This window comes from Neorhizobium tomejilense (assembly GCF_964254135.1).
Classification (GTDB): Bacteria; Pseudomonadota; Alphaproteobacteria; order Rhizobiales; family Rhizobiaceae; genus Neorhizobium; species Neorhizobium tomejilense.
This window is the reverse complement of sequence record NZ_CAXUSO020000001.1, coordinates 3038260-3063294: the sequence shown is the minus strand read 5'-3', so window position 1 is coordinate 3063294 and position 25035 is coordinate 3038260. Positions and strand designations below refer to the sequence as shown.

The window sequence follows — 25035 nt, the reverse complement described above, 5'->3', positions numbered from 1 at the left end:
AACCAAGCGGAGGTGGCGCGGGTTATCGGGCAAACGAAGGAGTTTTCCGTGGCGCCGCGCGTATTCTGGAAAGGTTATCTCAAGCTCTCGCTGGTCACCTGCCGCGTGACGATGACGCCGGCCATCTCCGAAGGTGCCAAGGTGCGGTTCCACAATATCAACCGCAAGACCAACAATCGCGTCCTCAGCCAGTATGCCGATGCCGAAACAGGTGAGGCGGTCGAGGACGACGATCAGGTCAAGGGTTATCCGAAGGGCGAGGATGACTACGTTCTTCTCGAAGACGAAGAGATCGAGGACGTCGGGCTCGAAAGCACCCGTACGATCGATATCGAGACTTTCGTGCCGGCGGACTCGATCGGCTGGATCTGGTACGACCGGCCGCACTACCTGGCGCCGGACGACGAGGTGAGCGCCGAGGCGTTTGCGGTGATCCGGGAGGCCATGGCAAAGACCGGTACTGGCGGCATTGCCCGGCTCGTCATGTATCGTCGAGAGCGCGCGGTTCTGCTGCTGCCCAAGGACAAGGGGATCGTGGTCTGGACCTTGCGTTACGGCGACGAGGTACGCGACGCCGACGAATACGCCGTGGAAAAACCGAAGGAGAAGGCCGATGCCGAGCATCTGTCGATGATGAAGAAGATCATCGACGAGCGCACCGAAGCCTGGAAGCCTTCGATGGCCGACGATCCTGTCCAGGACCGGCTGCTCGAAATCATCGCCGAGCGCAAGAAGAGCCGGAAGACCAGGAAGAAGGTTGAGGAGAAGGCGCCCGAGCGCAGCAGCAACGTGATCGATATCACGGCGGCGCTGAAGAAGAGCCTGGAGGCGGAACGAAAGGCGCCGAGAAAGTGAGCCTTCCCCCTGGCTTCTACCGTTTCTTCTTTCCCTTGAATTCGATCGGGGCTTCCGCCTTGCGGAAATCTCCCCAGGGATCGTTCGTCTGCTGGGCGATGCGGGCCGGGGCGTTGTTGACGGTGAAGTAGCTGGGGCCGATCGCGCCCCCGAGTTCGTCCCACGTGATCGGCATGGAGACCGGCGCACCGGCGCGGGCACGGGTGGAGTAGGGCGCCACGGCGGTATTGCCGCGCCCGTTGCGCAGGTAGTCGATGAGGATCTTGCCACTTCGCTTCGACTTGGTGATCGTCGAGACATATTTGTCGGGATCGTCGGCGGCCATGCCGTCGGCCAGCGCCTTCATGGCCGCCTTCACCTCCGGCCATTCCGCCTTCTGCTTGACGGGGGCGACGACATGCAGGCCCTTGCCGCCCGAGGTCTTGACGAAGGCCACCAGTCCCATGTCCTCGAACCGCCGCTTCACCTCGTGTGCCGCCGCGATGATGTCGGTCCACGACACGCCTTCGCCGGGGTCGAGGTCGATATTGACCATGTCCGGCTTTTCCCAGTCCTCGAGGTTGGAGCCCCAGGGGTGGATTTCCAGCGTCGCCCCTTGGACGAGGCCGAGCAGCCCGTCGAGGTCGCGGATGGTGATGTCCTCTTCCGCCGGATCGGTCGGGTCCTTCACGAGTACGGCATTCTTGGTCATGCCCTTCCAGCCGTGTTTCTGAAAGAAAAGCTGTTTGCCGATGCCGTCGGGTCCACGCACCAGCGCCAGCGGGCGATTGACGACGAAGGGCGCCATCAGCCGCCAGACTTCGGTGTAATAGTCGGCAAGTCCGGCCTTGGTCACCCCGGCATCCGGCCAGTAGACCCGGTCGGGATGGGTGAGATTGACCGTCCGTTTCGGCGGCTTCGGTTCTTCCGCTGCGTTCACAGGCCCGCCCTCCCGGACGATATCCTTCGGGTCCTTGTCTTCGCGCAAGCCCCGGAAGGCCGCATGGCGGATATGCGCATCCGCCGTCCAGCCGCGGAATTCCACTTCCGCCACCAGCTCGGGCCGCACGAAAACGACATCCTTCTTTTCCACCGCCGCGAGCTTTTCGTCAAACGGGCTTTCGCCCGTCTGAATCTCCTGGAGGCTCTTGAAGAGCGATTGCGCCACCGCGTTCGAATAGCCCGTGCCGACGCGGCCGGCATGCCGCAGCTTCCCCTTGTCGTAATATCCCATGACCAGCGATCCGATCGCCGTCCTCGAAACGGAGGAGGGGACAAACCCTGCGACCACGAATTCCTGCCGTGCCGAACATTTCGATTTCACCCAGTCGCGGCCGCGGCCGGGGCGATAGGGCGCTTCCGAAATCTTGGAGATGATGCCCTCCAGACTCAGCCGGCAGGCATGTTTCAGAACCAGACCGCCTTCGTCGCCGAAATGCTCGCTGTAGCGCAGGGCAGGGCTGCTGCCGGCCAGCAGGGTTTCCAGCGCCTCCTTGCGCTTCAGGAGCGTCGCGCCGGTCAGGTCGTAACCGTCGAGGTGAAGAATGTCGAAAGCGTAGAAGGTGAAGCGGTCGTCCCGGCCTTCGCTGAGGTCCTGCTGAAGCAGCGAGAAATCCGTGGCGCCGGAACCGGCCTCGACCGCCACTTCCCCGTCGATGATTGCATCGATCGCGCTAAGCTTTCCGAATTCCGCGAGGATCTCGTCTCCGAACTTGTGCGTCCAATCCAGCCCGGTGCGCGTCAACAGCTTTACCTTGCCATTTTCGACACGGGCCTGCAGCCGATAGCCGTCGAGCTTGATCTCGTGGACCCAGCGCTTGCCGGAGGGAGCTGCCTTCACCAGCGTCGCAAGCTGCGGCTCGACGAAGTCCGGGAGTTCTGCTTTCCGGGCGCCCTTGATCTTCGACGCTGCGATGTCGGATTTTTCCGGTTCTGGATCGGATTTGGCCTTTGCTTTCGGTTTGGCCGTACTCTTTGCCGCCGGTGCCTTGCGGCCCCAGATTTCGTCCAGCGTCTTGCCCGACTTCACCGAAAGCGGCATTTCGTCGAGAATGTCCCTGTCGCCCTCGGCGCGGGCGAACTCGTCCTCGCCCTTGACCAGCAGCCAGTTCTCTCGCTTTTCTCCAGGCCTCGGGGCCATGCGGATCAGGTGCCAGCGGCCCTCCAGCTTCTCGCCCTTCAGCTCGAATTCCATATGGCCTTTCTTATAACCCTTGTGAGGATCGCCGATCGGGTCCCAGGTGCCTCGATCCCAGAGCAGCACGGCGCCGGCGCCGTAATTGCCTTTGGGGATCATGCCTTCGAAGCCGCCATAGTCGAGGGGGTGGTCTTCCACATGCACCGCAAGCCGCTTTTCGCCGGGCACGAAGCTCGGGCCGCGGGTGACGGCCCAGCTTTTCAGGACGCCGTCCATTTCCAGCCGGAAATCATAGTGCAGCCGAGTGGCATCGTGTTTCTGGATCACGAAACTATTGCCCGATGCCTTGGCCTTGCGGCCGGAGACTTTCCCCTGGGGCTCGGGGGAAGCCTTGAAGTTCCGCTTCTGATTGTAGGTTTCGAGCGCCATGATCAGCTCGCCTTTCTCTGCGGGGCGGCAGTCTTACGAGATACGGTTTTCTTGGCGGATTTCTTCGGCGCGGTCTTCTTGCTGCCGCCGGCGCTCTGACGCAGTGCGTCGAGCAGGCTGGAGACCTTCTTCGGTTCCGGCTTCGGCTGCTTCCTGAGTTTGCGGCCTTCGATCTTCGCCTTGATCAGCTCGGCAAGGGCTGCCTCGTAACGGTCGTCGAACTCGCTCGGGTCGAATTCGCCGCGTTTGGTGTCGATGATGTGCTCTGCGAGATCGAGCATCTCGCCCTCGATCTTGAAGCTCTTGATGTCGGAGAAAATCTCCTTCGCAGACCGGACCTCGTAGTCGTAGTTCAGCGTGTTGGCGATCAGCCCTTTCTCGCCCGGCCGGATCAGCAGCGTGCGCAGCCGCCGGAAGAGCACGGTGCGGGCGAGTGCGACGACATTCTTTTCCTTCAGCCCTTTTCGGATCAGCTCGAAGACCTCTGCGGAGGGTTTGTCGGCGGGCGCCAGGTAATAGGGGCGGTCAATGAAGATGGTGTCGACGCCGTCGCAGGGAATGAAGGTTTCGAGCTCCAGCGTCTTGTCGCTCTCGGGTACGGCGGCCTTCACCTCGTCGGGCTCGAGGAAGACATATTGGCCGCTTGAAACTTCGTAGCCTTTAACGATGTCTTCGCTTTCGACCTGCCTGCCGGTGTCGGCATCGACCATCTGGCGGTGGACGCGGTTGCCCGTCTCCCGATTGATGATGTGAAAGCTGACACGGTCGGATGTCGAGGCGGCGGTATAAAGCGCCACCGGGCAGCTTAGTTCGCCGACCTTCAGATAGCCTTTCCAGTTTGCACGCGGTGCCATATCCGAACTCCCGGCAGAACTCCGTGAAAGTCCTATCAACAGGCCTGCTGACCTGTTTGTTCCCTCGAGCGAGGCGCGGTTTCCGTCACGAAGATGAACAGGGCATTCATCTTGGGGGAACCAAATACGCAAGGCGTGCGTTTGCCCCCGTCATTCCAGCCATGAAGACTTCGGAGAGGTAGGCAACGGTGTCTGAATCACAGTTGAATGGTGATCCTGCACGTGCAGACATAGTGAGGCTTATTCCGGCTCTCCGCGCATTTGCCCGTACTTTCTGCCGCAATCCCAGCGATGCAGACGACCTGGTGCAGGAGACGCTGATGAAGGCGCTCGCCAATCTCGACAAGTTCGAGCCGGGCACCAAGCTGAAAAGCTGGCTTTTCACCATCATGCGCAACACCTTTTATACGCGTGCGAAGGTGCTCGGCCGCGAGGCGCCGGGGATCGAGGAGAACATCTCCGGGGATACGCCGGTAGCGGCGAGCCAGGAGATGGCGGCAAGAGCTCAGGAGGTCCAGCGTGCGCTCCAGAAACTGCCGCCGCATTATCGTGAAGTGCTGACGCTGGTCGCGATCCTCGGGGAAAGTTACGAGGCGACGGCGGAGATTTGCGATTGCGCGGTGGGCACGGTGAAAAGCCGCCTCAACCGGGCGCGGCATCAAATTCTGCAGGAACTGGGAGAAGAAACCAACTGAGCTGCCGCATCGCGACAGCTTTTTCTTTGGAGGTCGTCAGGAAGTTCATATTGATCGCGGTGGCGATCGTCCTGGTGACGATCGCCCCGGTTTTCGCGTTTATCTAGCTGGTCAGGCCGGATCCTGGTCGAGGTCCGGGTAATGCCGGAATATGCCCGACTCGTTGAAGGCGAGCCGGCGCTTCGACTTGAGATAGGCTTCGATATTCGGACGTCCGGCGACCGCGTCGCGCAGCTTGGCGACGTTCGGATAATCGCTGTCGAAGTTTTTCAGGGCGCGCGGGAAGGCGTAGTGGAGGCCCTCGGCGAGCTGGAAGAGCGACAGGTCGACATAACTCAGGGCGTCACCCACCGCATGGCCGCTCTTTGTGGGGTTTGCGGTGATGACGCGATCGAAATAGCCGATAAATTTCGGCACCCGGTGCTTCAGAAAGGCTCCGGTGCGAGCCTTGGCCTCCTGCCGCTGATCCTCGTAATAATCGGCGGTGCTGATCGGGTGGTGCGTGTCGTGCACTTCCGTGATGAAATCGGTGATCGTCAGCTGCAGCCCGTGGGCGAAGAGGCGGGATTTTTCGTCTTCCGGCACCAGATCCAGCTTCGGCCCGAGATAGTGGAGAATGTTGGCGACATGCGAGACGATCAGGTCGCCATCTTTAAGGAAGGGTGGTGCGAAGGGCATATCGTAGCCGTGCCTGCCGTGGATATAGTCCATCATCTTTCCCGTGCCGCGATCGGTACGGGCGACATCCACATAGTCGGCTCCGGCCTCTTCCAGCGCCAGCCGCACAAATTCGCCGCGGCCCTGAAGGCCGTCCCAATAATAAAGTTCGTAGGTCATCGTCACTCCAGAAATTCTGCGATCTTTTTCAAATCTTCGACGAAACGGGCCCGGTTGAGCTCCGCATCCGGCTGATCCAACGTCCTCAGCAGTGCCGAAGGGTGGATGGTCACCAGCACCGGCAGGCCATCCGGCGATCTCAGGACCGTACCGCGGTCGCGTGTCACTTTCGCCTGCTTTCCCAGCAAGGCATAAAGCGCCGTCGCGCCGAGCGCTACAGCGAGTTTCGGGTGGACAAGGCGCAGCTCCGCCGCCAGCCACCAGGCACAGGCCCGGATTTCGCCGGCATTGGGCTTGGCGTGGATGCGGCGCTTGCCGCGCGGGGTGAACTTGAAATGCTTCACCGCATTGGTAACGTAGCAGATGTCGCGCTCGATACCGGCCTCCTCCAGACAGCGATCGAGGAGTTTTCCCGCCGGCCCGACGAATGGCTTGCCCGCCTGATCCTCCTTGTCTCCCGGCTGCTCGCCGACAAACAGCACTTTCGCCTTCGGCGGTCCCTCGCCGAACACAAGATGCGTGGCGTTCTTGTAGAGGTCGCAACGGGTGCAGTTTTCCGCATCCTGCCTGACGTCCGGCACCCTGCCGCCATCCGCGCCCGGCGTCTCGAAGGCTGGTCCCTTGGCCGATGTCAGCATCCTTCCAACTCCTTGTGGCGATGCCAGAACCTGCTTGGTCGCGGGAGAGTTCCTTTAAATTTGCATCGCGGGAACACGAGCTGGAACTTTTGCACAGAGCTTGTGTTGATGGCTCGGGGTACCGCGAGGTTTTTCGCGCCCGGGGATTTTCCAGTTCGGATAGGGTTTTGATTATGGCTATCAGGATTACGGCGGTCGTTTTTATTTTGATCGGCTTGGCTCTGGCCGTCGGCGGCGGGCAACTGCTGCTGCTTGGAGGCAGCGCCTATTACATCATCTGCGGTCTCGGTTTCGTGCTGACCGGCATCCTACTTTTCCTGAGGAGCGCCATGGCACTCAGGGTCTATGCCGTTATCGTGCTGGCCTCGCTCGCCTGGGCGATCTGGGAAGTCGGGCTCGACTGGTGGCAGCTCGGCCCGCGCGGCGGCTTGATCATCGTGCTAGGCCTCTGGCTTCTGACCCCCTGGGTCCGCACCCCGCTCGGCTTTTCAAGCCCGACCGGCATGCGCTACGGCGCCAGTGCCCTGCCGCTCGGAATTTCGCTGATGATCGCGATCGTCGTCGCCGTCGTCTCGATGCTCCTTGATCCGCTGGACCAGAGCGGCGAGCTTCCCGAACAGTCCGTCGCGGCCGCTCCGCCGATGGGCGGCAACGTGCCGCCCGGCGAATGGCACCAGTACGGACGAACTCCTTATGGGCAGCGTTATTCGCCGCTCGACCAGATCAAAGTCGACAACGTCGCCAACCTCACGGAAGTGTGGCGCTACCAGACCGGGGATGTGAAGCGGCCTGACGACGTGGGCGAGACGACCTATCAGGTGACGCCGCTCAAGGTGGGCAATTCCCTCTATCTCTGCACACCGCACAACCTTGCGATCGCGCTCGATGCGACGACCGGCAAGGAAAAATGGAAATACGACCCGAATTCCGGCATGAACCCGGACCGCCAGCACCAGACCTGCCGCGGCGTCAGCTATTACAAGGACGCCGCAGCCGCTGCCGGCAGTCCGTGTGCGGAACGGGTCTATCTGCCGACGTCTGACGCGCGGCTGATTGCGCTCGATGCCGCGAACGGCCAGGTCTGCACCTCTTTTGCCGACAACGGGACGCTGCAGCTCACCAGCGGCATGCGGTACAATCCGGCCGGTTACTACTACTCGACCTCGCCACCGGCGATCGCCGGCAACAAGATCATCATCGGCGGGGCGGTCAACGACAACTATTCCACCCAGTCGCAGTCCGGCGTCATCCGCGCCTTCGACGTCAATACCGGCCAGCTGATCTGGAATTGGGATTCGGGGAACCCGTCTCAGACGCAGCCGCTGCAGCCCGGCCAGACGTACACGACGAACTCCCCGAACAGCTGGTCGGTGTTCAGCGTCGACGAGGAACTGGGCCTCGTTTATATACCGCTCGGCAACCAGGTGCCGGACCAGCTCGGCATGGGCCGCAGCGAGAATGTCGAGAAATATTCCTCCTCGATCGTCGCGCTCGATCTCAATACCGGCGCCGATCGATGGGTGCGCCAGACGGTGCATCACGATCTATGGGACATGGACGTCCCCGCTCAGCCGGTTCTCCTCAACATCACCAAGCCGGACAATACGGTGGTGCCGGCGCTGGTCGGTCCGACCAAGCAGGGCGACATCTACGTGCTCGACCGGCGCAGCGGAGAACCGATCATCCCGATCACCGAGGAACCGGCGCCCGGAGGTGCCATCCCGGAAGATCGTACCGCGCCGACGCAGCCGACCTCGGCCTTGTCGTTCAAGCCGAGGCCGCTCGAGGAACGGGACATGTGGGGCATCACGATGTTCGACCAGATGGTTTGCCGCATCTGGTACCACCAGTACAACTATCTCGGCCGATACACCCCGCCGTCGCTGAAGGGCTCGATCATCTATCCGGGCAATTTCGGCACGTTCAACTGGGGCAGCGTCGCGGTCGATCCGGAACGGCAGGTGATGTTCGGCATGCCGACCTATCTCGCCTTCACCTCAAGGCTGGTGCCCCGTGCGGACATCCCGCCAAAAGGCCAAGGCGAAAAAGGCAGCGAGCAGGGGCTCAACCGCAACGAGGGCGCGCCCTATGGCGTCTTCATGGGGCCGTTCCTCGGACCGCTGCAGATCCCCTGCCAGGCGCCGCCATGGGGCTATGTCTCGGGCGTCGACCTCAGGACCGGCCAGATCGCCTACAAGCACCGCAACGGCACGGTCTACGACATGACGCCGCTGCCGCTGCCCTTCAAGGTCGGGGTGCCCGGCATCGGCGGGCCGATGATCACCAAGGGCGGCGTGGCGTTCCTCGGTGCTGCGGTCGACAATTACCTGCGCGCCTACAACCTCACCAACGGCCGTGAACTCTGGAAGGCGCGGCTGCCGGCCGGCGGGCAGGCGACGCCGATGACCTATGCGGTCGATGACGGACGCCAGTTCGTGGTGATGGTGGCCGGCGGACACGGGTCGGTCGGCACCAAGCCCGGCGATTACGTGATCGCCTACGCGCTGCCGCGATAGGCAGGCCCGAACAAAAAGGCCCGGGCGTTCGACGCCCGGGCCTTTCTCGTTCATCATCGGTGTCGGGAGGTCACCGCGGGCGGGTAAAACGGAGTTCGTTGCGCACGGTGGCCACTCCGGCGACGCCGAGCGCTACCTCCTCGGCTCGTGCAATCTCGCTTTCCAGCTGGACCGTGCCGCTCAACGTGACCTCGGAGCCGCGGGCGATGACGGCGACGTCGCTTGCATCGATACCGCCGGCAGACGCCAGCGCATCGGAGACCGCCCCTTCGAGCGTTGCGCCTGGCGGAAATTCCGCCTCGACCTCAGGAGGCGTCTCGTGAAAATGCTGATGCTTGAAGACCATTGCCGTACTCCGTTCTGACACGGCACGACAACGCGCGGCGAGGGCGATTGGTTCAGCGCCCGCCGGCGAGAACCGTGGCGATGATCTCCTGAAGCTGGTTCTGCGAGAAGGGCTTCGGCAATCGCGGCAGGCGATCGTCGCCGCCGGTGGGCAATTCCGCGTAGCCCGTTGCCAGCACCACCGGAAGGCCTGGTCTTTCATCGCGGATGGCAGCGGCCAGTTCGGAGCCGGTCATGCGCGGCATCGAATGATCGGTGATGACGAGGTCGATGTCATGGGCGCCGCTCCTCAGCTCCTTCAGCGCATCGGTGCCGCTATAGGCTTCGATCACGGTGTGGCCGAGATCCTCCAGCATCAGCGTGGTGTTCATCAGGACCAGCGCGTCGTCATCGACGGCGAGAATGGTCAGGCGTCCTCGGGGAGTTGCAACTGGCGACGGCATGTTTTTCTCCGAAGACTGCGGACAATCGTTTGCATCTGCCGCAGGCAGATAGAGCGAAACAGTGGTGCCCTTGCCTTTTTGGCTTTCGATATCGAGTTTGCCGCCCGACTGCTCGGTCAGGCCCTGCACCATGGAAAGTCCGAGCCCCGTTCCCTTGCCGACGCCCTTGGTCGTGAAGAAAGGCGTCGTCGCGCGGACCAATGTCTCCTCGTCCATGCCTTCGCCGCTATCGGCGACCGAGAGCCGAACATATCGGCCGGGTTTCAGCCTATCGGTCTTTTCGTCGGCCGAATACTCCTCGGCGCTGATGACGATCGTGCCGCCGCCGGCCATCGCGTCCCGGGCGTTGACGACAAGGTTCAGAAGCGCGGTCTCGAGCTGAACCGGATCGCTCGCGACATGCGGCAGGTTTTCGGCAAACCGGGTTTCCACGGAGGCGGAGGCGCTGAGCGAGCGCTGGACGAAATCCATCATGCCGCCGACAAGTGCCGGCACGTCGATGGCCTGCATGTTCAATTCCTGTCGCCGGGAGAACGCCAGCATGCGCTGGGTGAGGGCAGCACCCCGCTCGGCACCCTGAATGGCATTGTCCAGCAGCGGCATCAGCGCCGGATCGTCGGGCAAGCGTTTCTTCAGGATTTCCAGGCTGCCCAGCACGGCCATCAGCAGATTGTTGAAGTCGTGGGCGACGCCACCGGTCAGCTGGCCGATCGCCTCCATCTTCTGGGATTGGAAAAGTTCCTCGCGCGCCTGGGTGAGGGCCTTCTGCGCCTCGACTTTTTCAGTGATGTCGCGCGTGATCTTGGCGAAACCGAGAAGCGTGCCTTCCTCGTTGCGGATCGCGTCGATGATCACATGTGCCCAGAAGCGCGTGCCATCCTTGCGCTGCCGCCAGGTTTCCTTCTCGAAGCGCCCCTCGCGCCGTGCGGTCTCCAGGCTACGGTTGGGTTCGCCGCGCTCGCGATCCTCCGGCGTGTAGAACTTTGAAAAATGCTGGCCGACGATTTCGTCCGCCGTATAGCCTTTGATGCGCGCGGCACCCGCATTCCAGTTGCTGACGCAACCGTCCGGGTCGAGCATATAGAGAGCATAGTCGGTGACCCCCTCGACGAGGAGCTGGAATTTCTCCTCGCTCAATCGGAGTTCCGTCTCGGCTTTTTTCCGTTCGGTCAGATCGCGGGTCACCTTGGCGAAGCCGAGAAGCTCGCCGGAACGGCCCCAGATAGGGTCGATGATGACATGGGCCCAGAAGCGGCCGCCGTCCTTGCGGACCCGCCAGCCTTCCTTTTCGAAGCGGCCTTCGGTCGCAGCAGTCCGCAAGGCGTGCTCGGGCGCACGCGCCAACCGGTCTTCCGGGGTATAGAAGCGGGAAAAGTGCTCGCCGAGGATTTCCCATGCCTCGTATCCCTTGAAGCGCTGGGCGCCGGGATTCCAGCTGACGATCTTGCCCTCAGGGTCAATCATGTAGATCGCATAGTCGGTGATGGCGTCTACGAGAAGACGATAACGTTCCTCGTCAAGCAACGAAACGTCGTAACTTTGCGGCGCACTCATCAATAGTCCCCAGCCCACGAAGTTAGTGGTCTAATGCTCTGTAGCAACGAAAAGTTGTGACTATGCAACAGGATCATTACTCTTCCCCGGCCCACGAAACCCGTGGTCTAACGCGACATAATGTCCAAGTCCCATTTTGGTTCCCTGTTTCCCAAACTTTTTAGCTTGCGCGCCCAACGGCGGCGAGCCGAAACGGGTTGACGGATGACGAATTTTTCTTTACGACTGACGAAAGATGAAAATCGTCACACGTAAAACGAAAGACTTCAGCGGTATGGATACCAACGAAAATACCCTGGACACCTCGCGGCAGGACAATGTCGGCCGCATCCTCGATGCGGCGGAGCGGCTGTTCAAGCATTACGGCTACACCAAGACGAATGTGGCGGATATCGCGCGCGATCTCGGCATGTCGCCCGCCAATATCTACCGTTTCTTCTCGTCCAAGGCCGACATCCATCAGGCTCTGGCGCACCGCATGCTCGACGGCAGCTATCAGGCGGCACTCGCCAACGCGAAGCGGCCGGTGAGCGCCGCTGAACGGCTGCGCAATCACGTCCTGCAGCAGCACCGCTTCACGCTCGAGACCATGCTCGACGAGAAGAAGGTGCATGAGATGGTGGTGATCGCCATCGAGCAGCAATGGCCGGTCATCGAGCAGCACCTCGAACGCATCCGCCTCGTCATTGCTGACCTTATCAAGGACGGCATCGAAGCCGGCGAGTTCCGCGAGCAGGATCACCAGCTCGCAGCCGAATGCTTCATGTCGTCCGTGGTCATGCTTTGCCATCCGCAGCTCATTGCGGATTGCCTCTTGGAAACCAGGATCGGCAAACCCGAGGATCTGGTGGAATTCGGCCTCAGGGCCCTCAGATAATTCGCTTGAAATAGTTCCGGGGCGCCAAGGGGGCGTCTTGATCGAAAACCCGCCATCAGGAGTGCGGAGCCATGTCTTTCGTAAAGACCAGACGCAATGTTTCATTTGTCTTCAAAGGCCTTGTCGTGGCAGCCGCGTTCGGCGCACTGACGGCCTGCTCGGAAGAGAAAAAAGCCGAAGCCCCGGAAGTTGTCCGCCCGGTCAAGGTGACCGAGGTTGCCGCCGCCGATAACGGCCGCAAACTTCAATATTCCGGCTCCGTCAAGGCGCGCACCGAGATGAACCTCGGCTTCCGCGTTGCCGGCAAGATCACAGAGCGGCTCGTCGACGTCGGCGAACGTGTTCGCCCCGGCGATGTTCTCGCAAAGCTCGACGCGGTTGATTACCAGCTCGCGGTCCGCCGCGCCGAGGCCGATCTCTCCTCCGCCCAGAAGCAGGTGGAAATCTCGGGCCTCGCCCGCCGCCGGGCTGAGACGCTTGCCGAGAAGAGCATTTCCTCCCAATCGCAGTTCGAACAGGCGCAACTTGCCAACGACCAGGCCATCTCGCAAAGGGAATCGGCCCAGTCGGCGCTCGACCAGGCCCGCAACCAGGTCGCCTATACGGAATTGAAGTCGGACCAGAACGGCATCGTCACGGCGGTCAGCGCCGATATCGGCCAGGTGGTCGCGTCCGGCACGCCGGTCCTCTCCGTCGCCGTCGAGGGCAGCAAGGAAGTGCAGATCGCAGTTCCGGAAATGGACGTCGCTCAGTTCAAGCCGGGCAAGACGGTGAAGGCTCGTTTCTGGTCGGCTACCGATCTCGTCCTTGACGGCAAGGTCCGCGAAGTGGCCGGCAGTGCCGATGCGCAATCGCGCACTTTCGCGGTCCGCGTCAGCTTGCCGGACGACCCGCGGGTCCTGCTCGGCATGACCGCGACGATCGAAGCGGGTGAAGACAATGCCGTCGCCACCTATGCCGTTCCGCTTGCGGCGCTTTCCAAGAAGGACGGCCAGTCCGTCGTCTGGATCGTCGACCGCGGCAAGGGCACTGTCAGTTCGCGCGCCGTCAAGGTCGCCGACTTCTCCGACGATGGCGTTCGCGTCGCCGAAGGCATCGCCAAGGGCGACCTCGTCGTCTCGGCCGGCACCCAGTTCATGAAAGAAGACATGAAGGTCAAGCTGCCGGAAGCCATCGCCTCCCGCTTCGGCAGCGTCAGCAGCCTTACCACCGCATCGCTCGCGCCCTGATCGCCAGGCTTAAAGGACCCAAGACCATGAGCTCCTCTCATCAGGCCAATCCCCCGAAAAAGGGCGGGTTCAACCTGTCCCGCTGGGCGATCGCCCATCCGAGCATCGCCCGCTTCCTCTTCGGCCTCATCATCGTCATGGGCGCGCTCGGCGTCATGAACATGGGCCAGAAGGAAGATCCCGACTTCACCTTCCGCGTCATGGTCGTGCAGACCGTCTGGCCCGGCGCCTCCATCCAGGAAATGCAGGACCAGGTGGTCAACAAGGTCGAGCGTAAGCTGCAGGAAACCCCGCATCTCGACTGGGTCAAGTCCTATACCCGCGCCGGCGTGGCGATCACCACGGTGCAGATCAAGGGCGACACCAATACCGCCGAGGTCAACGACGCCTTCTACCAGGTCCGCAAGAAGATCGGGGACATCACCCAGGATCTGCCGGCCGGCCTACTCGGTCCCTATTTCAACGACGAGTTCGGCGATACCTACATCACCCTCAATTCGATCAGCGGCGAAGGCTACAGCTATCCTGAACTGAAGCAGTTCGCGATCCAAGCCCGCGACATGCTGCTCGCCACACCCGGCGTCGAAAAGGCGGTCATCCTCGGCGACCAGCCGCAGAAGATCTTCATCGACGTCTCGTCGAAGGCGCTCGCCGAGCGCGGCCTCACTGTCCTCAACATCCGCGATGCGTTGTCCGGCCAGAACAATATCGATCCCGCCGGCAACGTTCAGACCGCCGATCGGTCGGTGCGGATCGCGGTCGAAGGCGGCGTCACCACGCCGGAAGACATCCGCGAACTACGCCTCAAGGCTGGCAGCCAGGTGATCCGGCTCGGCGATATCGCCACCGTCACCGCCGGTCTCGAAAACCCCTATCAGCGCAAGTTCCGCTTTAATGGCCACGACAGTGTCCAGCTTGGCGTCGTCATGGCGAAGGGCTTCAAGGTCACCGACGTCGGGCACGAGGTCGAAGCCACCTATGAGCGCTTCGAACAGACGCTGCCGGTCGGCGTTTCCGTCGAGCAGGTTTCCAACCAGCCGGAAGTCGTCACCGAAGCGGTCGGCGAGTTCACCCAGGCCCTGCTGGAAGCTCTCGTCATCGTCCTCATCGTCTCGCTGATCTCGATCGGCTGGCGTTCGGGCATCGTCATCGCCATCACCATTCCGCTGGTTCTGTCAGCCACGTTCGCGATCATGTTCTACATGGGCATCGAGCTGCAGCGCATCTCGCTCGGCGCGCTGATTATCGCGCTCGGCCTGCTCGTCGACGATGCGATGATCGTCGTCGAGATGATGGAACGGAAGCTGGAGGAGGGGCTCGCACGCCTCGATGCCGCCACTTTCGCTTATTCATCCACCGCCTTTCCGATGCTGACCGGCACGTTGATCACCACTGCCGGCTTCATCCCGGTCGGGTTCGCCGATTCCACCGCCGGCGAATACGTGCGCACGCTGTTCTACGTGGTGGGCATCGCGCTCGTCGTGTCGTGGTTTGTGGCCGTCTATTTCACTCCCTGGCTCGGCTACATGATCCTCAAGCAGCGGGCGCACGCAGGCACCCATCACGATGCTTACGACACCCGCATGTATCGCGGCGTCCGGCATGCGGTCGGCTGGTCCGTGCGTCACAAGGCTATCGTGCTGCTTCTCACTCTCGGCGCTTTCGTCGGCAGCCTGTGGTCGTTCCAGTTCATCCCGCAGAGCTTCTTCCCGCAGTCCTCGCGGCCTGAAATCCTGGTCGACATGTGGCTGCCGGAAGGCACGGCGATCGAGGAAGTCGAACGCCAGGCGAAAGCCCTTGAAGACAAGATCCTGCCCGACGCGGACAAGACCTTCGTCGCGACCTATATCGGCGAGGGCGCGCCGCGCTTCTTCCTGCCGCTCGACCAGCAGCTCCGCAACCCCAACTACGCGCAGCTCCTGATCATGTCGAAGGACGTCGACGCCCGCGAGCGCCTGATCGTCAAGCTGCGCGCCATCCTTGCGCAGGACTTCCCGACCGTGCGCGGCAAGGTCGACCGCCTGTTCCTCGGCCCGCCGGTCGGCTGGCCCGTCCAGATGCGCGTCACCGGCCCGGACCCGGCGGAAGTGCGCCGCATCGCCGACCAGGTCAAGGAACGTTACCAGCAGCAGCCGCTGTTCGGCGCGATCCATGACGACTGGATGGAACCGGTCACAGCCATGAAACTGGTCATCGATCAGGATCGTGCCCGGGCGCTGGGCGTCACCTCGCAGCGTGTCCGCCAGATGCTGCAGACAGCAGTCTCGGGCGCTCCGGTCAGCGACTTCCGCGATGGCGAAGAAACCGTCTCGATCGTCGTTCGCGAGCCGGATGCCACCCGCAACCTGCTGTCGGCGGTCCAATCGGTCTATGTGCCGACGGATTTCGGCGGCTTCGTCCCGGTCTCGCAGATTGCCAAGGTCGTGCCGGTCCTCGAACAGGGCATCGAATGGCGCCGTGACCGCCTGCCGACGATCACCGTCAAGGCAACGCTGCCGGATGGCATCGAACCGACCCAGGTGTCGATGAACCTCTACAGCAGCATGGCCGACCTGCGTGCCAGCCTGCCTGCCGGTTATCATGTCGAAATCCAGGGCGGTGCGGAAGATGCAGCCGAAAGCCAGAACTCGATCGCTGCCAAGGCGCCGATCATGCTCCTGGTCATCCTCGTGCTGCTGATGATCCAGCTGCAGCATTTCGGCAAGGCGATGATGGTGCTGGCAACCGGCCCGCTCGGCATCATCGGCGCTGCCATGGCGCTGCTTCTGACCGGCGCGCCGTTCGGCTTCGTGGCGATCCTCGGCGTCATCGCGTTGCTCGGCATCATCATCCGCAATTCGATCATCCTGGTCGACCAGATCGACCAGGACATCGCGGCGGGCATGGAGCGGATGGAGGCGATCGTCGGCGCAGCCGTACGCCGTTTCCGACCGATCATGCTGACGGCGCTGACGGCCGTGCTGGCGCTCTACCCGATCTCGCGCGGGGTGTTCTGGGGCCCGCTTGCCTATGCGATGATGGGCGGCATCCTGGTCGCAACGGTGCTGACAATCCTCGTCCTGCCGGCCGCCTACGCCCTCTTCTTCGGCCGCGAGCCCAAGAAGAACAAGGACGACCGGTCGCCCGCCAATCAGGGCGACCTCTTCGAAAGCCGTGACGACCTGCCGATGGCAGCGGAGTAACGGCGAGCGCCTTCCTCGGGAGCCTGGTAACTCCTGAGGAAGGCGTCCTGATTGGCCTTGACGGACTGGAAGATATAGTCCCTGACCATCCGCACCCGGGGGATCTGGCTCAGGTCACGATGGCACATCAGCCAATAGCCGCGTCTCAGTTCCACCTCTTCCGGCAGCACGATTTCGAGATCCGGCCGCGTGCGGGTGATGAAGTTCGGCAGCACGCAAAGACCGAGACCGTTCAGCGTCGCGGTCAGCTGCGCAAAGATGCTGGAGCTCTGGAAACGCGCCTTGATGCCCGGATGGACGTCGCCGAGATAGTCGAGCCCGGGCGCGAAGATCATATCCTCGATATAACCGATGAAGGGATGCGACAGGAGATCCTGTCGGCTGCGGATCGGACCGGCCTTGGCGAGGTACGATTTCGCGCCGTAGACGTTGAGACTGTAGTCGGTGAGCTTTTCCGTCAGATAAGGCCCGTCCTTCGGCGGATCGAGCGAGACGGCGATATCCGCCTCCTTGCGCGACAGCGACATGATCTGCTGGATCGTCACCAGTTCCAGCGAGATGTTCGGATGGCTGTCGCAGAAGCTGCGGATCTTGTCGGCGAAGAAGAAATTCGCAAACCCTTCCGGGGTGCTTAAGCGAACCACGCCGCGCTGCGCCGTGGTGCCCGAGGCGACATCGGCCTGCAGCCGGTCGGCCTCGGTTTCGATGCGCTCCGCCGTCTCGATGAAGCGCTGGCCCATGCCGGTCAGGACATATCCACGTGGATTGCGCTCGAACAATTTGACCTTGAGGGCGAATTCCAGCCGGTCGATGCGCCGGGACACGGTCGCGTGGCTGGTGCGCAATTGACGTGCCGCGGTGGACAGCTGTCCACTGCGCGCCACGGCCAGGAAATATTGCAGATCGTCCCAGGTGAAGTTCTGATTGTTGCTCAATGCGGTCCCGTCTGTTCAAAAATGCACAGATGCTGTTTGCAATTAATTACAGCGGCCTGCTTGCGTCAACGGCCGTTTTCCTGAACCATGCAATCCGGAGCAGCCGATTTGAGGAGAACGGCTCACCAATTTTGAACAGACCCTTCAAATTTTCTGGGCCTATTCTCTGGGAGGAGAAATTATGCGCAAGACAATTATGACGTCACTTGTAACGTCCCTGGCCGTCGTTCTGGCAAGCAGCGCGGCATTCGCGCAGAGTGCGTCCGACAACAAGGTCAAGATCGGCATCCTGAACGACCAGTCGGGTGTCTATTCCGAGTTCGGCGGCAAGTCGTCGGTCGAGGCGGCCAAGATGGCGGTCGAGGATTTCGGCGGCAAGGTTCTCGGGGCTTCGATCGAGATCGTCGATGCCGACCACCAGAACAAGGCGGACATCGCCTCCAACATCGCCCGCCAGTGGTACGACACGCAGCAGGTCGATGCGATCATGGAGCTGACGACCTCGTCCGTGGCGCTCGCCGTGCAGGCGATCGGCAAGGAAAAGAAGAAGATCGACATCGTCACGGGCGCGGCGACCACCGACCTGACCGGCAAGGCCTGCAGCCCCTACGGCTTCCACTGGGCTTATGACACGCATGCGCTCGCGGTCGGTACTGGCGGCGCGCTCGTCAAGCAGGGCGGCGACAGCTGGTTCTTCCTCACCGCCGACTATGCCTTCGGTTATTCGCTCGAGCAGCAGACCGGCGACTTCGTGAAGTCCTCCGGCGGCAAGATCGTCGGCGCGGTTCGCCATCCGCTCGCCACCACCGATTTCTCGTCCTTCCTGCTGCAGGCACAGTCCTCCGGCGCCAAGGTCATCGGCCTTGCCAATGCCGGCCTCGATACGGCGAACGCCATCAAGCAGGCGGCGGAGTTCGGCATCACCGCCGGCGGCCAGCGGCTTGCGGCACTGCTCTTCACGCTCGCCGAAGTGCACGGCCTCGGCCTGCAGGCGGCCCAGGGCCTGACCCTGACCGAGGGGTATTACTGGAATCTCGACGACAAGAGCCGCGAATTCGCGAAAAAGTTCTTCGCCCGCACCAAAAAGATGCCGAACATGGTCCATAGCGGCACCTATTCGGCGGTCACCCAGTATCTGAAGGCAATCCAGAAGGCGGGCAGCGACGATGCGGATGCCGTCTCCAAGGCGCTGCACGAAATGCCGGTCGACGATTTCTACGCCCGCGGCGGCACGGTCGCCAAGAACGGCCGGATGATCCACGACATGTACCTGCTGCAGGTCAAGAAGCCGGGCGAAAGCAAGGAGCCCTGGGACTATTTCACCGTACTCGCCACCATCCCGGGCAAGGACGCCTACATGGATCCCGCCAAGAGCGGCTGCGAACTGGTGAAGTAATGGCGGTTTCCGCGACAGCAAAGCAAGAAGAGCCGCGGGTGGTGTTATCCGCCCGCGGCCTCTCGAAAAGCTTCGGCGCCTTCATGGCGGTGAAAAACGTCGATCTTGACGTCCACCATGCGCGCGTCCATGCGCTGATCGGCCCGAACGGCGCAGGCAAGACGACCGTCTTCAACCTGCTCACCAAGTTCCTGCAGCCGACGGCGGGTTCGATCACGCTTCTGGGCACGGATATCACCAAAACTCCGCCGGACAGGATCGCCCGCATGGGGCTGGTCCGTTCCTTCCAGATTTCGGCGGTCTTTCCGCATCTGACGGTGCTCGACAACGTGCGCGTCGCGCTGCAGCGGACGAACGGGCTTTCGACGCAGTTCTGGCTGCCGGTCTCCTCGCTCGATCGGCTGAATGCGCGGGCCGATGAGTTGATCGAGTCGGTCGGCCTGAAGCGCGAGCGCAATGCGCTCGCCGCCGACCTTTCCTATGGCCGCAAGCGCGTGCTGGAGATCGCCACGACGCTGGCGCTCGATCCCAAGGTGCTGCTGCTCGACGAGCCGATGGCCGGCATGGGCCAGGAGGATATCGGCACCGTTTCCAACATCATTCGCGAGGTCGCAAAGACCCGTGCGGTGCTGATGGTCGAGCACAACCTCTCCGTCGTCGCCGACATCTGCCACCATGTGACGGTGCTCCAGCGCGGTGAAATCCTCGCCGAGGGCGACTATGCCACCGTCAGCCAGGACCCGCGCGTCCGCACCGCCTATATGGGCACGGAGGAGGCTTGATGGCACCCTTGTTGCAAGTTTCCAACCTCAATGCCTGGTATGGCGAAAGCCACGTCCTGCACGGCGTCGACATGACGGTCGGCGAGGGCGAGACGATCACCATTCTCGGCCGCAACGGCGTCGGCAAGACGACGACGCTCAGGACCATCGTCGGCATCATCCGCGAGCGGAAAGGCGAAATCCGCTTCGCGGGCAAGGATATGCTCGGCGTACCGCTGCATCGCACGGCGCATAACGGCATCGGCTTCGTGCCGGAGGAGCGCGGCATCTTTTCGACGCTGACCGTCGAGGAAAACCTGATGCTGCCGCCGGTCGTGGCCGAAGGCGGCATGTCGCTCGCGGAGATCTACGAGCTCTTCCCCAACCTTGAGGAGCGCCGCTCCAGCCCCGGCACGAAACTCTCCGGGGGCGAGCAGCAGATGTTGGCGATCGCCCGCATCCTGCGCACGGGCGTCAAGCTTTTGATATTGGACGAGCCGACCGAAGGCCTGGCGCCGGTCATCGTGCAGCGGATCGGCGAGGTGCTGAAGACGCTGAAGGAGCGTGGTATGACGGTGCTCCTGGTGGAGCAGAATTTCCGCTTCGCGAGCCGCGTCGCCGACCGGTTCTACCTGATGGACCATGGGCGGATGGTCGCGAATTTCCCGGTGGCTGAGCTGCCGGGCAAGATGGACATGCTGCATAAAGTGCTGGGAGTGTGACGTTATGACGATGATCTTCGGCATACCGCTTCAGGCCTTTCTCGGGCAGCTCCTGATCGGCCTGATCAACGGGTCCTTCTACGCGCTTCTGAGCCTCGGCCTTGCGGTCATCTTCGGCCTTCTGCGCGTCATCAATTTCGCCCATGGCGCCCAATACATGCTCGGCGCCTTCGCGGCGATGCTGATGCTGGAGTATTTCGGCATCAACTACTGGGTCGCGCTGATCCTCGGGCCGATCGTCGTCGGCCTGTTCGGAGCCGTCATCGAACGGACGATGTTGTCGCGGCTCTACAATCTCGATCCGCTTTATGGCCTGCTCTTCACGTTCGGCCTGGCGCTGGCCATCGAGGGCACGTTCCGGTATCTCTATGGTGCCGCGGGCCAGCCCTATTCGGTGCCGACGCAGCTTGCCGGCGGCACCAATCTCGGTTTCATGTTCCTGCCGATCTATCGCGGCTGGGTGGTCGTCGTGTCGCTGGTCGCCTGCATCGGCACATGGCTGCTGATCGAGAAGACCAAGCTCGGCGCCTATCTTCGTGCCGCAACGGAAAACCCGGTCCTGGTCCAGGCCTTCGGCGTCAACGTGCCGGTGCTCCTGACGCTTACCTACGGGCTGGGGGCAGCACTCGCCGCCTTTGCTGGCGTGCTGGCTGCGCCGATCTACCAGGTCTCGCCGCTGATGGGTTCGAACATCATCATCGTCGTTTTCGCGGTGGTCGTGGTCGGCGGCATGGGCTCGATCATGGGCGCCATCCTCACCGGCTACATGCTCGGTATTGCAGAGGGCCTCACCAAGGTGTTCTATCCGGAAGCATCCAATATCGTTATCTTTGTGATCATGGCGATCGTGCTTCTACTCCGGCCAGCCGGCCTTTTCGGACGGGATGCGTGAGATGAGCGAGATGACCCAAACCGCCGCCAAGCCGCGTATCGAGCGCTCGGCCACCGCTTCCAGGACCTACACGATCTTCGTGATCATCGGCCTCGCGGCTCTGATCCTCGCGCCGATGTTCTTCTATCCGATCTTCCTGATGAAGCTCCTGTGCTTCGCGCTGTTTGCATGTGCCTTCAACCTGCTGCTCGGCTATACCGGGCTCCTCTCCTTCGGCCACGCGACCTTCTTCGGCGGCGCGGCTTATTTCACCGCCCATGTGGTCAAGGAATGGGGCTTTTCGCCGGAACTCGGTATCCTGACCGGCGTCGTCGGCGCAGCATTGCTCGGCCTGGTCATGGGATTCTTCGCGATCCGCCGGCAGGGCATCTATTTCGCGATGATCACGCTCGCCCTGTCGCAGATGTTCTTCTTCTTCTGCCTGCAGGCGGAGTTCACCCAGGGCGAGGACGGCATCCAGTCGGTGCCGCGCGGCCATCTGTTCGGTTTCATCGATCTCAACAGCTCGACCAACATGTATTATTTCGTGCTGGCCGTGTTCCTGATCGGCATGGTGATCATCTGGCGGTTCATCAACTCGCCGTTCGGCATGATCCTCCGGTCGATCCGCGAGAACGAGCCGCGCGCGATCTCGCTCGGCTACTCCGTCGCCCGCTACAAGCTCGGGGCCTTCGTGATGTCGGCGGCCCTGGCAGGCCTTGCGGGCGGGCTGAAGTCGCTGGTCTTCCAGTTCGCGACGCTGACGGATGTCGCCTGGCAGATGTCGGGCGAAGTGATCCTGATGACGCTGCTCGGCGGCATCGGCACGCTGATCGGGCCGATCTTCGGCGCTGGCCTGGTGGTCACGTTGCAAAACTATCTGGCGACGTCTCAATTCCCGGTGACGATCGTCACCGGCGTGATCTTCATGGTCTGCGTCCTCGTTTTCCGGCGGGGCATTATCGGGGAATTCTACGCCTCCCGGCTCGGCCGGAAGCTCGGTTTCGAGCATAGACGATAAGATAGAGGGAGGGCGCAGGGATGCGGCTTGCGGGCATGGCTCGCGGGGTGCTTCTCCCTGGAGCATAAGCATGGAAAATTACGACTACATCGTCATCGGGGCGGGCAGCGCCGGCTGCGTATTGGCCAATCGGCTATCGAAGGACCCGGGCAACCGGGTGCTGATCCTCGAAGCGGGCGGCAATGACAACTATCATTGGGTGCATATTCCTGTCGGTTACCTCTACTGCATCAACAATCCGCGCACGGATTGGTGTTTTACGACCGAGAAAGAAGAGGGGCTGAACGGCCGTTCGCTCTCCTATCCGCGTGGAAAGATCCTCGGCGGCTGCTCGTCGATCAACGGCATGATCTACATGCGCGGCCAGGCTTACGACTACGACATGTGGCGCCAGATGGGCTGCACCGGCTGGGGCTGGGACGATGTCCTGCCTATCTTCAAGAGATCCCAAGATTTCTACAAGGGCGCCGACGACATGCACGGCGCCGGCGGCGAATGGCGCATCGAAAAGCAGCGTCTTCGCTGGGCCGTGCTCGACAGTTTCCAGAAGGCGGCGGAAGAGGCCGGGATCCCGATCGTCGACGACTTCAATCGCGGCAGCAACGAGGGTTCCAGCTATTTCGACGTCAACCAGCGCTCCGGGATCCGCTGGAACACGTCCAAGGCGTTCCTGCGCCCGGCGATGAAGCGGCCGAACCTCACGGTGCTCACCAAGGCGCATGTTCGAAAGCTGATCATCGAAAACGGCGAGGTGAAGGGCGTAGAGTTCCAGCACGACGGGGTGGCGAAGAAGGCCTATGCGAAACGCGAAACCGTGCTCAGCGCCGGCGCGATCGGCACGCCGCATATCCTCGAGCTCTCCGGCATCGGCCGAGGCGATGTCCTGCAAGACGCGGGTGTCGAAGTGGTCAAGGCGGTCAAGGCTGTCGGCGAGAACCTGCAGGATCACCTGCAGCTCCGCCTCGTCTACAAGGTGACCGGCGTTCCGACACTCAACGAAAAGGCGTCGAGCCTGATCGGCAAGGCTTCGATCGGGCTGGAATACGCCTTCCGGCGCTCCGGGCCGATGTCGATGGCGCCGAGCCAGCTTGGCATCTTCACCAAATCCGGTCCCGACAAGGAGACGCCGGATCTCGAATATCACGTCCAGCCGGTGTCGCTCGACAAGTTCGGCGAACCGGTCCACTCGTTCCCGGCAATGACCGCGAGCGTCTGCAATCTTCGCCCCGAGAGCCGCGGCTCCGTGCATCTGAAAAGCCCTGATTTTGCCGCGGCTCCGGGCATCCATCCGAATTACCTGTCGACCGCCGCCGACCGCGACGTCGCCGTCAAGTCGATCCGGATCACCCGCGAGATCGTCAAGAAACCGGCATTTGCGCGCTATCATCCTGAGGAATACAGGCCCGGCCCCTCCTACGAGACCGATGCGGACCTCGAAAGGGCGGCCGGCGACATCGGCACGACGATCTTCCACCCGGTCGGCACCGCACGTATGGGATCCGATCCGGACAGCGTCGTCGATCCCCGGCTAAAAATGCGCGCAGTCGGAAAGCTGCGTATCGCCGATGCCTCGATCATGCCCAATATAGTCTCCGGCAACACCAACTCACCGACGATCATGATCGCCGAAAAGGCGGCGGAGATGATCCTGGCCGACAATCGGTAGACCGGAGAAACGCATGCCCGATACCTCCATCCAGAGCGACGAAGTCCTCATCGACCGCATCGGTTCGGCCGCCATCATCGGGCTCAACCGGCCGAGGGCACTGAACAGCCTGAACTTCGCCATGGTGCGGGCGATGAAGCAGGCGCTGGAGCAGTTTGCGCGCGATCCGGAAATCTCCTGTGTCATCCTGAAAGGCGAGGGAGAGCGCGGTCTTTGCGCCGGAGGAGATATCCGGGTCATCTACGAGAGCGGCAAGTCGGACGATCCTGACGTCACGCGATTCTGGCGCGAGGAATTCCCGGTCAACTACATGATCTCCCGCTACGAAAAGCCGTATGTGGTGCTGATGGACGGCATCGTCATGGGCGGCGGCGTCGGCGTCGCCTCGCACGGAAAACACCGGATCGTCACGGAACGCACCCGTCTTGCCATGCCCGAGACCGCCATCGGCTACGTGCCCGATGTCGGCGCCACCTGGCTGCTTCCCCGCGCTCCCGGCGAGACCGGCACCTGGATGGGGCTGACGGGGGAGGTGATCGGCGCGGCGGATGCCATCTATACCAATCTTGCCGATGTGAACGTGCCCTCGGAGCGGCTCGGTCCGCTTGTCGAGGCGCTGGGGGAACTGAAAGGCGGCGCGTCCGATGAGCAGGTGAGGGCGGTGATCGATCGTTTCGCCGTTACGCCGGGTGAAAGCCCACTCGAAGCCCATCGCGACCTGATCGACCGGGTTTTTAGCTTCGATACGGTCGAGGAGATTGTGGAAGCCCTGAATAGAGAGGATGATGAATTCTCCATCAGGACGCGCGACATCATCGCCAAGCGCTCGCCGACCAGCCTCAAGCTCGCGCTTCGGCTCATCAGGCTAGGCCGCGAAAGTTCGAGCCTTGTCGAGTGCCTGGAGCGGGAATTCACCGCCGGCGCCGAAATCCTGCGCAACCACGATTTCTACGAGGGCGTGCGCGCCGCGATCATCGACAAGGACCGCAATCCCAAATGGTCTCCGGCAACGCTGGAGGAGGTCGGGGATGCGGACCTCGACCGCTACTTCGCTGCGCGGCATCCGGTTCTGTTTCCGGATCACAGGCTTTAA

At 62.2% G+C, this 25035-nt stretch carries 20 protein-coding genes; 13 read left to right on the top strand and 7 right to left on the bottom strand.

The annotated features are described in order from the left end of the window. Nucleotides 1-48 precede the first annotated feature (48 nt). Nucleotides 49-855 (top strand): non-homologous end joining protein Ku, encoded by an 807-nt coding sequence (gene ku, locus ACSQ3G_RS15535; RefSeq protein ID WP_436110660.1) that lies wholly within the window; start codon nucleotides 49-51, stop codon nucleotides 853-855. A 16-nt stretch (nucleotides 856-871) separates the two neighbouring features. Here ku (ACSQ3G_RS15535) and ligD read toward each other — a convergent pair whose 3' ends face one another. Both ligD and ku (ACSQ3G_RS15525) read right to left on the bottom strand, forming a co-directional pair. Continuing rightward, nucleotides 872-3400 (bottom strand): DNA ligase D, encoded by a 2529-nt coding sequence (ligD, locus tag ACSQ3G_RS15530; protein WP_436110659.1) that lies wholly within the window; start codon nucleotides 3398-3400, stop codon nucleotides 872-874. Between the two features lie 2 nt (nucleotides 3401-3402). Beyond that, on the bottom strand, nucleotides 3403-4254 hold the full coding sequence (gene ku / locus ACSQ3G_RS15525) for a non-homologous end joining protein Ku (RefSeq protein WP_436110658.1): 852 nt from the start codon (nucleotides 4252-4254) through the stop codon (nucleotides 3403-3405). 203 nt (nucleotides 4255-4457) lie between these two features. On the opposite strand from ku (ACSQ3G_RS15525), the gene ACSQ3G_RS15520 reads away from it, so the two are divergent. Continuing rightward, a complete protein-coding gene (locus ACSQ3G_RS15520; RefSeq protein ID WP_245440483.1) occupies nucleotides 4458-4949 on the top strand; it encodes a sigma-70 family RNA polymerase sigma factor in 492 nt (163 codons plus the stop codon). Between the two features lie 111 nt (nucleotides 4950-5060). Here ACSQ3G_RS15520 and ACSQ3G_RS15515 read toward each other — a convergent pair whose 3' ends face one another. Next, a complete protein-coding gene (locus ACSQ3G_RS15515) occupies nucleotides 5061-5786 on the bottom strand; it encodes a glutathione S-transferase (RefSeq protein ID WP_436110657.1) in 726 nt (241 codons plus the stop codon). A 2-nt stretch (nucleotides 5787-5788) separates the two neighbouring features. Further along, nucleotides 5789-6424, bottom strand: coding sequence for a UdgX family uracil-DNA binding protein (locus ACSQ3G_RS15510; RefSeq protein ID WP_436110656.1), 636 nt, complete (start codon nucleotides 6422-6424; stop codon nucleotides 5789-5791). A gap of 173 nt (nucleotides 6425-6597) precedes the next feature. Here ACSQ3G_RS15510 and ACSQ3G_RS15505 point away from each other — a divergent pair, with 173 nt between their 5' ends. Then, nucleotides 6598-8940 (top strand): glucose/quinate/shikimate family membrane-bound PQQ-dependent dehydrogenase, encoded by a 2343-nt coding sequence (locus ACSQ3G_RS15505; protein ID WP_436110655.1) that lies wholly within the window; start codon nucleotides 6598-6600, stop codon nucleotides 8938-8940. Between the two features lie 70 nt (nucleotides 8941-9010). Here ACSQ3G_RS15505 and ACSQ3G_RS15500 read toward each other — a convergent pair whose 3' ends face one another. Together ACSQ3G_RS15500 and ACSQ3G_RS15495 are read right to left on the bottom strand one after the other, a co-directional pair. Further along, nucleotides 9011-9286 carry a BON domain-containing protein gene (locus tag ACSQ3G_RS15500; RefSeq protein ID WP_436110654.1) on the bottom strand — a complete coding sequence of 92 codons (276 nt, stop codon included), beginning with the start codon at nucleotides 9284-9286 and terminating at the stop codon, nucleotides 9011-9013. 52 nt (nucleotides 9287-9338) lie between these two features. After that, the gene (locus ACSQ3G_RS15495) at nucleotides 9339-11282 is read right to left on the bottom strand and encodes a hybrid sensor histidine kinase/response regulator (RefSeq protein WP_436110653.1); all 1944 of its coding nucleotides are present in this window, start codon (nucleotides 11280-11282) and stop codon (nucleotides 9339-9341) included. Between the two features lie 274 nt (nucleotides 11283-11556). Here ACSQ3G_RS15495 and ACSQ3G_RS15490 point away from each other — a divergent pair, with 274 nt between their 5' ends. From ACSQ3G_RS15490 to ACSQ3G_RS15480, 3 genes are all read left to right on the top strand, one after another. Continuing rightward, on the top strand, nucleotides 11557-12159 hold the full coding sequence (locus tag ACSQ3G_RS15490) for a TetR/AcrR family transcriptional regulator (protein WP_105439596.1): 603 nt from the start codon (nucleotides 11557-11559) through the stop codon (nucleotides 12157-12159). A 71-nt stretch (nucleotides 12160-12230) separates the two neighbouring features. Then, a complete protein-coding gene (locus ACSQ3G_RS15485) occupies nucleotides 12231-13388 on the top strand; it encodes an efflux RND transporter periplasmic adaptor subunit (protein WP_436110652.1) in 1158 nt (385 codons plus the stop codon). Between the two features lie 26 nt (nucleotides 13389-13414). After that, nucleotides 13415-16570: an efflux RND transporter permease subunit gene (locus ACSQ3G_RS15480; protein ID WP_436110651.1), complete on the top strand. Its 3156-nt coding sequence runs from the start codon at nucleotides 13415-13417 to the stop codon at nucleotides 16568-16570. Here ACSQ3G_RS15480 and ACSQ3G_RS15475 read toward each other — a convergent pair. After that, nucleotides 16519-17505 carry a LysR family transcriptional regulator gene (locus ACSQ3G_RS15475; protein ID WP_436110650.1) on the bottom strand — a complete coding sequence of 329 codons (987 nt, stop codon included), beginning with the start codon at nucleotides 17503-17505 and terminating at the stop codon, nucleotides 16519-16521. The two genes, ACSQ3G_RS15480 and ACSQ3G_RS15475, sit on opposite strands and share 52 nt — an antisense overlap. A gap of 196 nt (nucleotides 17506-17701) precedes the next feature. Between ACSQ3G_RS15475 and ACSQ3G_RS15470 the strand changes: the two genes are divergently transcribed. The 7 genes from ACSQ3G_RS15470 to ACSQ3G_RS15440 all read left to right on the top strand — a co-directional run bounded on the left by ACSQ3G_RS15470 (nucleotide 17702) and on the right by ACSQ3G_RS15440 (nucleotide 25035). Then, nucleotides 17702-18901, top strand: coding sequence for an ABC transporter substrate-binding protein (locus tag ACSQ3G_RS15470; RefSeq protein WP_370689872.1), 1200 nt, complete (start codon nucleotides 17702-17704; stop codon nucleotides 18899-18901). Beyond that, a complete protein-coding gene (locus ACSQ3G_RS15465; protein ID WP_105419802.1) occupies nucleotides 18901-19683 on the top strand; it encodes an ABC transporter ATP-binding protein in 783 nt (260 codons plus the stop codon). The genes ACSQ3G_RS15470 and ACSQ3G_RS15465 overlap by 1 nt, the downstream gene beginning before the upstream one ends. Beyond that, on the top strand, nucleotides 19683-20384 hold the full coding sequence (locus ACSQ3G_RS15460) for an ABC transporter ATP-binding protein (RefSeq protein ID WP_046666491.1): 702 nt from the start codon (nucleotides 19683-19685) through the stop codon (nucleotides 20382-20384). Before ACSQ3G_RS15465 ends, ACSQ3G_RS15460 begins: the two co-directional genes overlap by 1 nt. A gap of 4 nt (nucleotides 20385-20388) precedes the next feature. Further along, nucleotides 20389-21276: a branched-chain amino acid ABC transporter permease gene (locus tag ACSQ3G_RS15455; protein ID WP_436110649.1), complete on the top strand. Its 888-nt coding sequence runs from the start codon at nucleotides 20389-20391 to the stop codon at nucleotides 21274-21276. Nucleotide 21277: 1 nt separating this feature from the next. Beyond that, the gene (locus ACSQ3G_RS15450) at nucleotides 21278-22276 is read left to right on the top strand and encodes a branched-chain amino acid ABC transporter permease (RefSeq protein ID WP_250809987.1); all 999 of its coding nucleotides are present in this window, start codon (nucleotides 21278-21280) and stop codon (nucleotides 22274-22276) included. 70 nt (nucleotides 22277-22346) lie between these two features. Beyond that, nucleotides 22347-23942 carry a GMC family oxidoreductase gene (locus ACSQ3G_RS15445; protein WP_436110648.1) on the top strand — a complete coding sequence of 532 codons (1596 nt, stop codon included), beginning with the start codon at nucleotides 22347-22349 and terminating at the stop codon, nucleotides 23940-23942. 13 nt (nucleotides 23943-23955) lie between these two features. After that, nucleotides 23956-25035, top strand: coding sequence for an enoyl-CoA hydratase/isomerase family protein (locus ACSQ3G_RS15440; RefSeq protein ID WP_436110647.1), 1080 nt, complete (start codon nucleotides 23956-23958; stop codon nucleotides 25033-25035).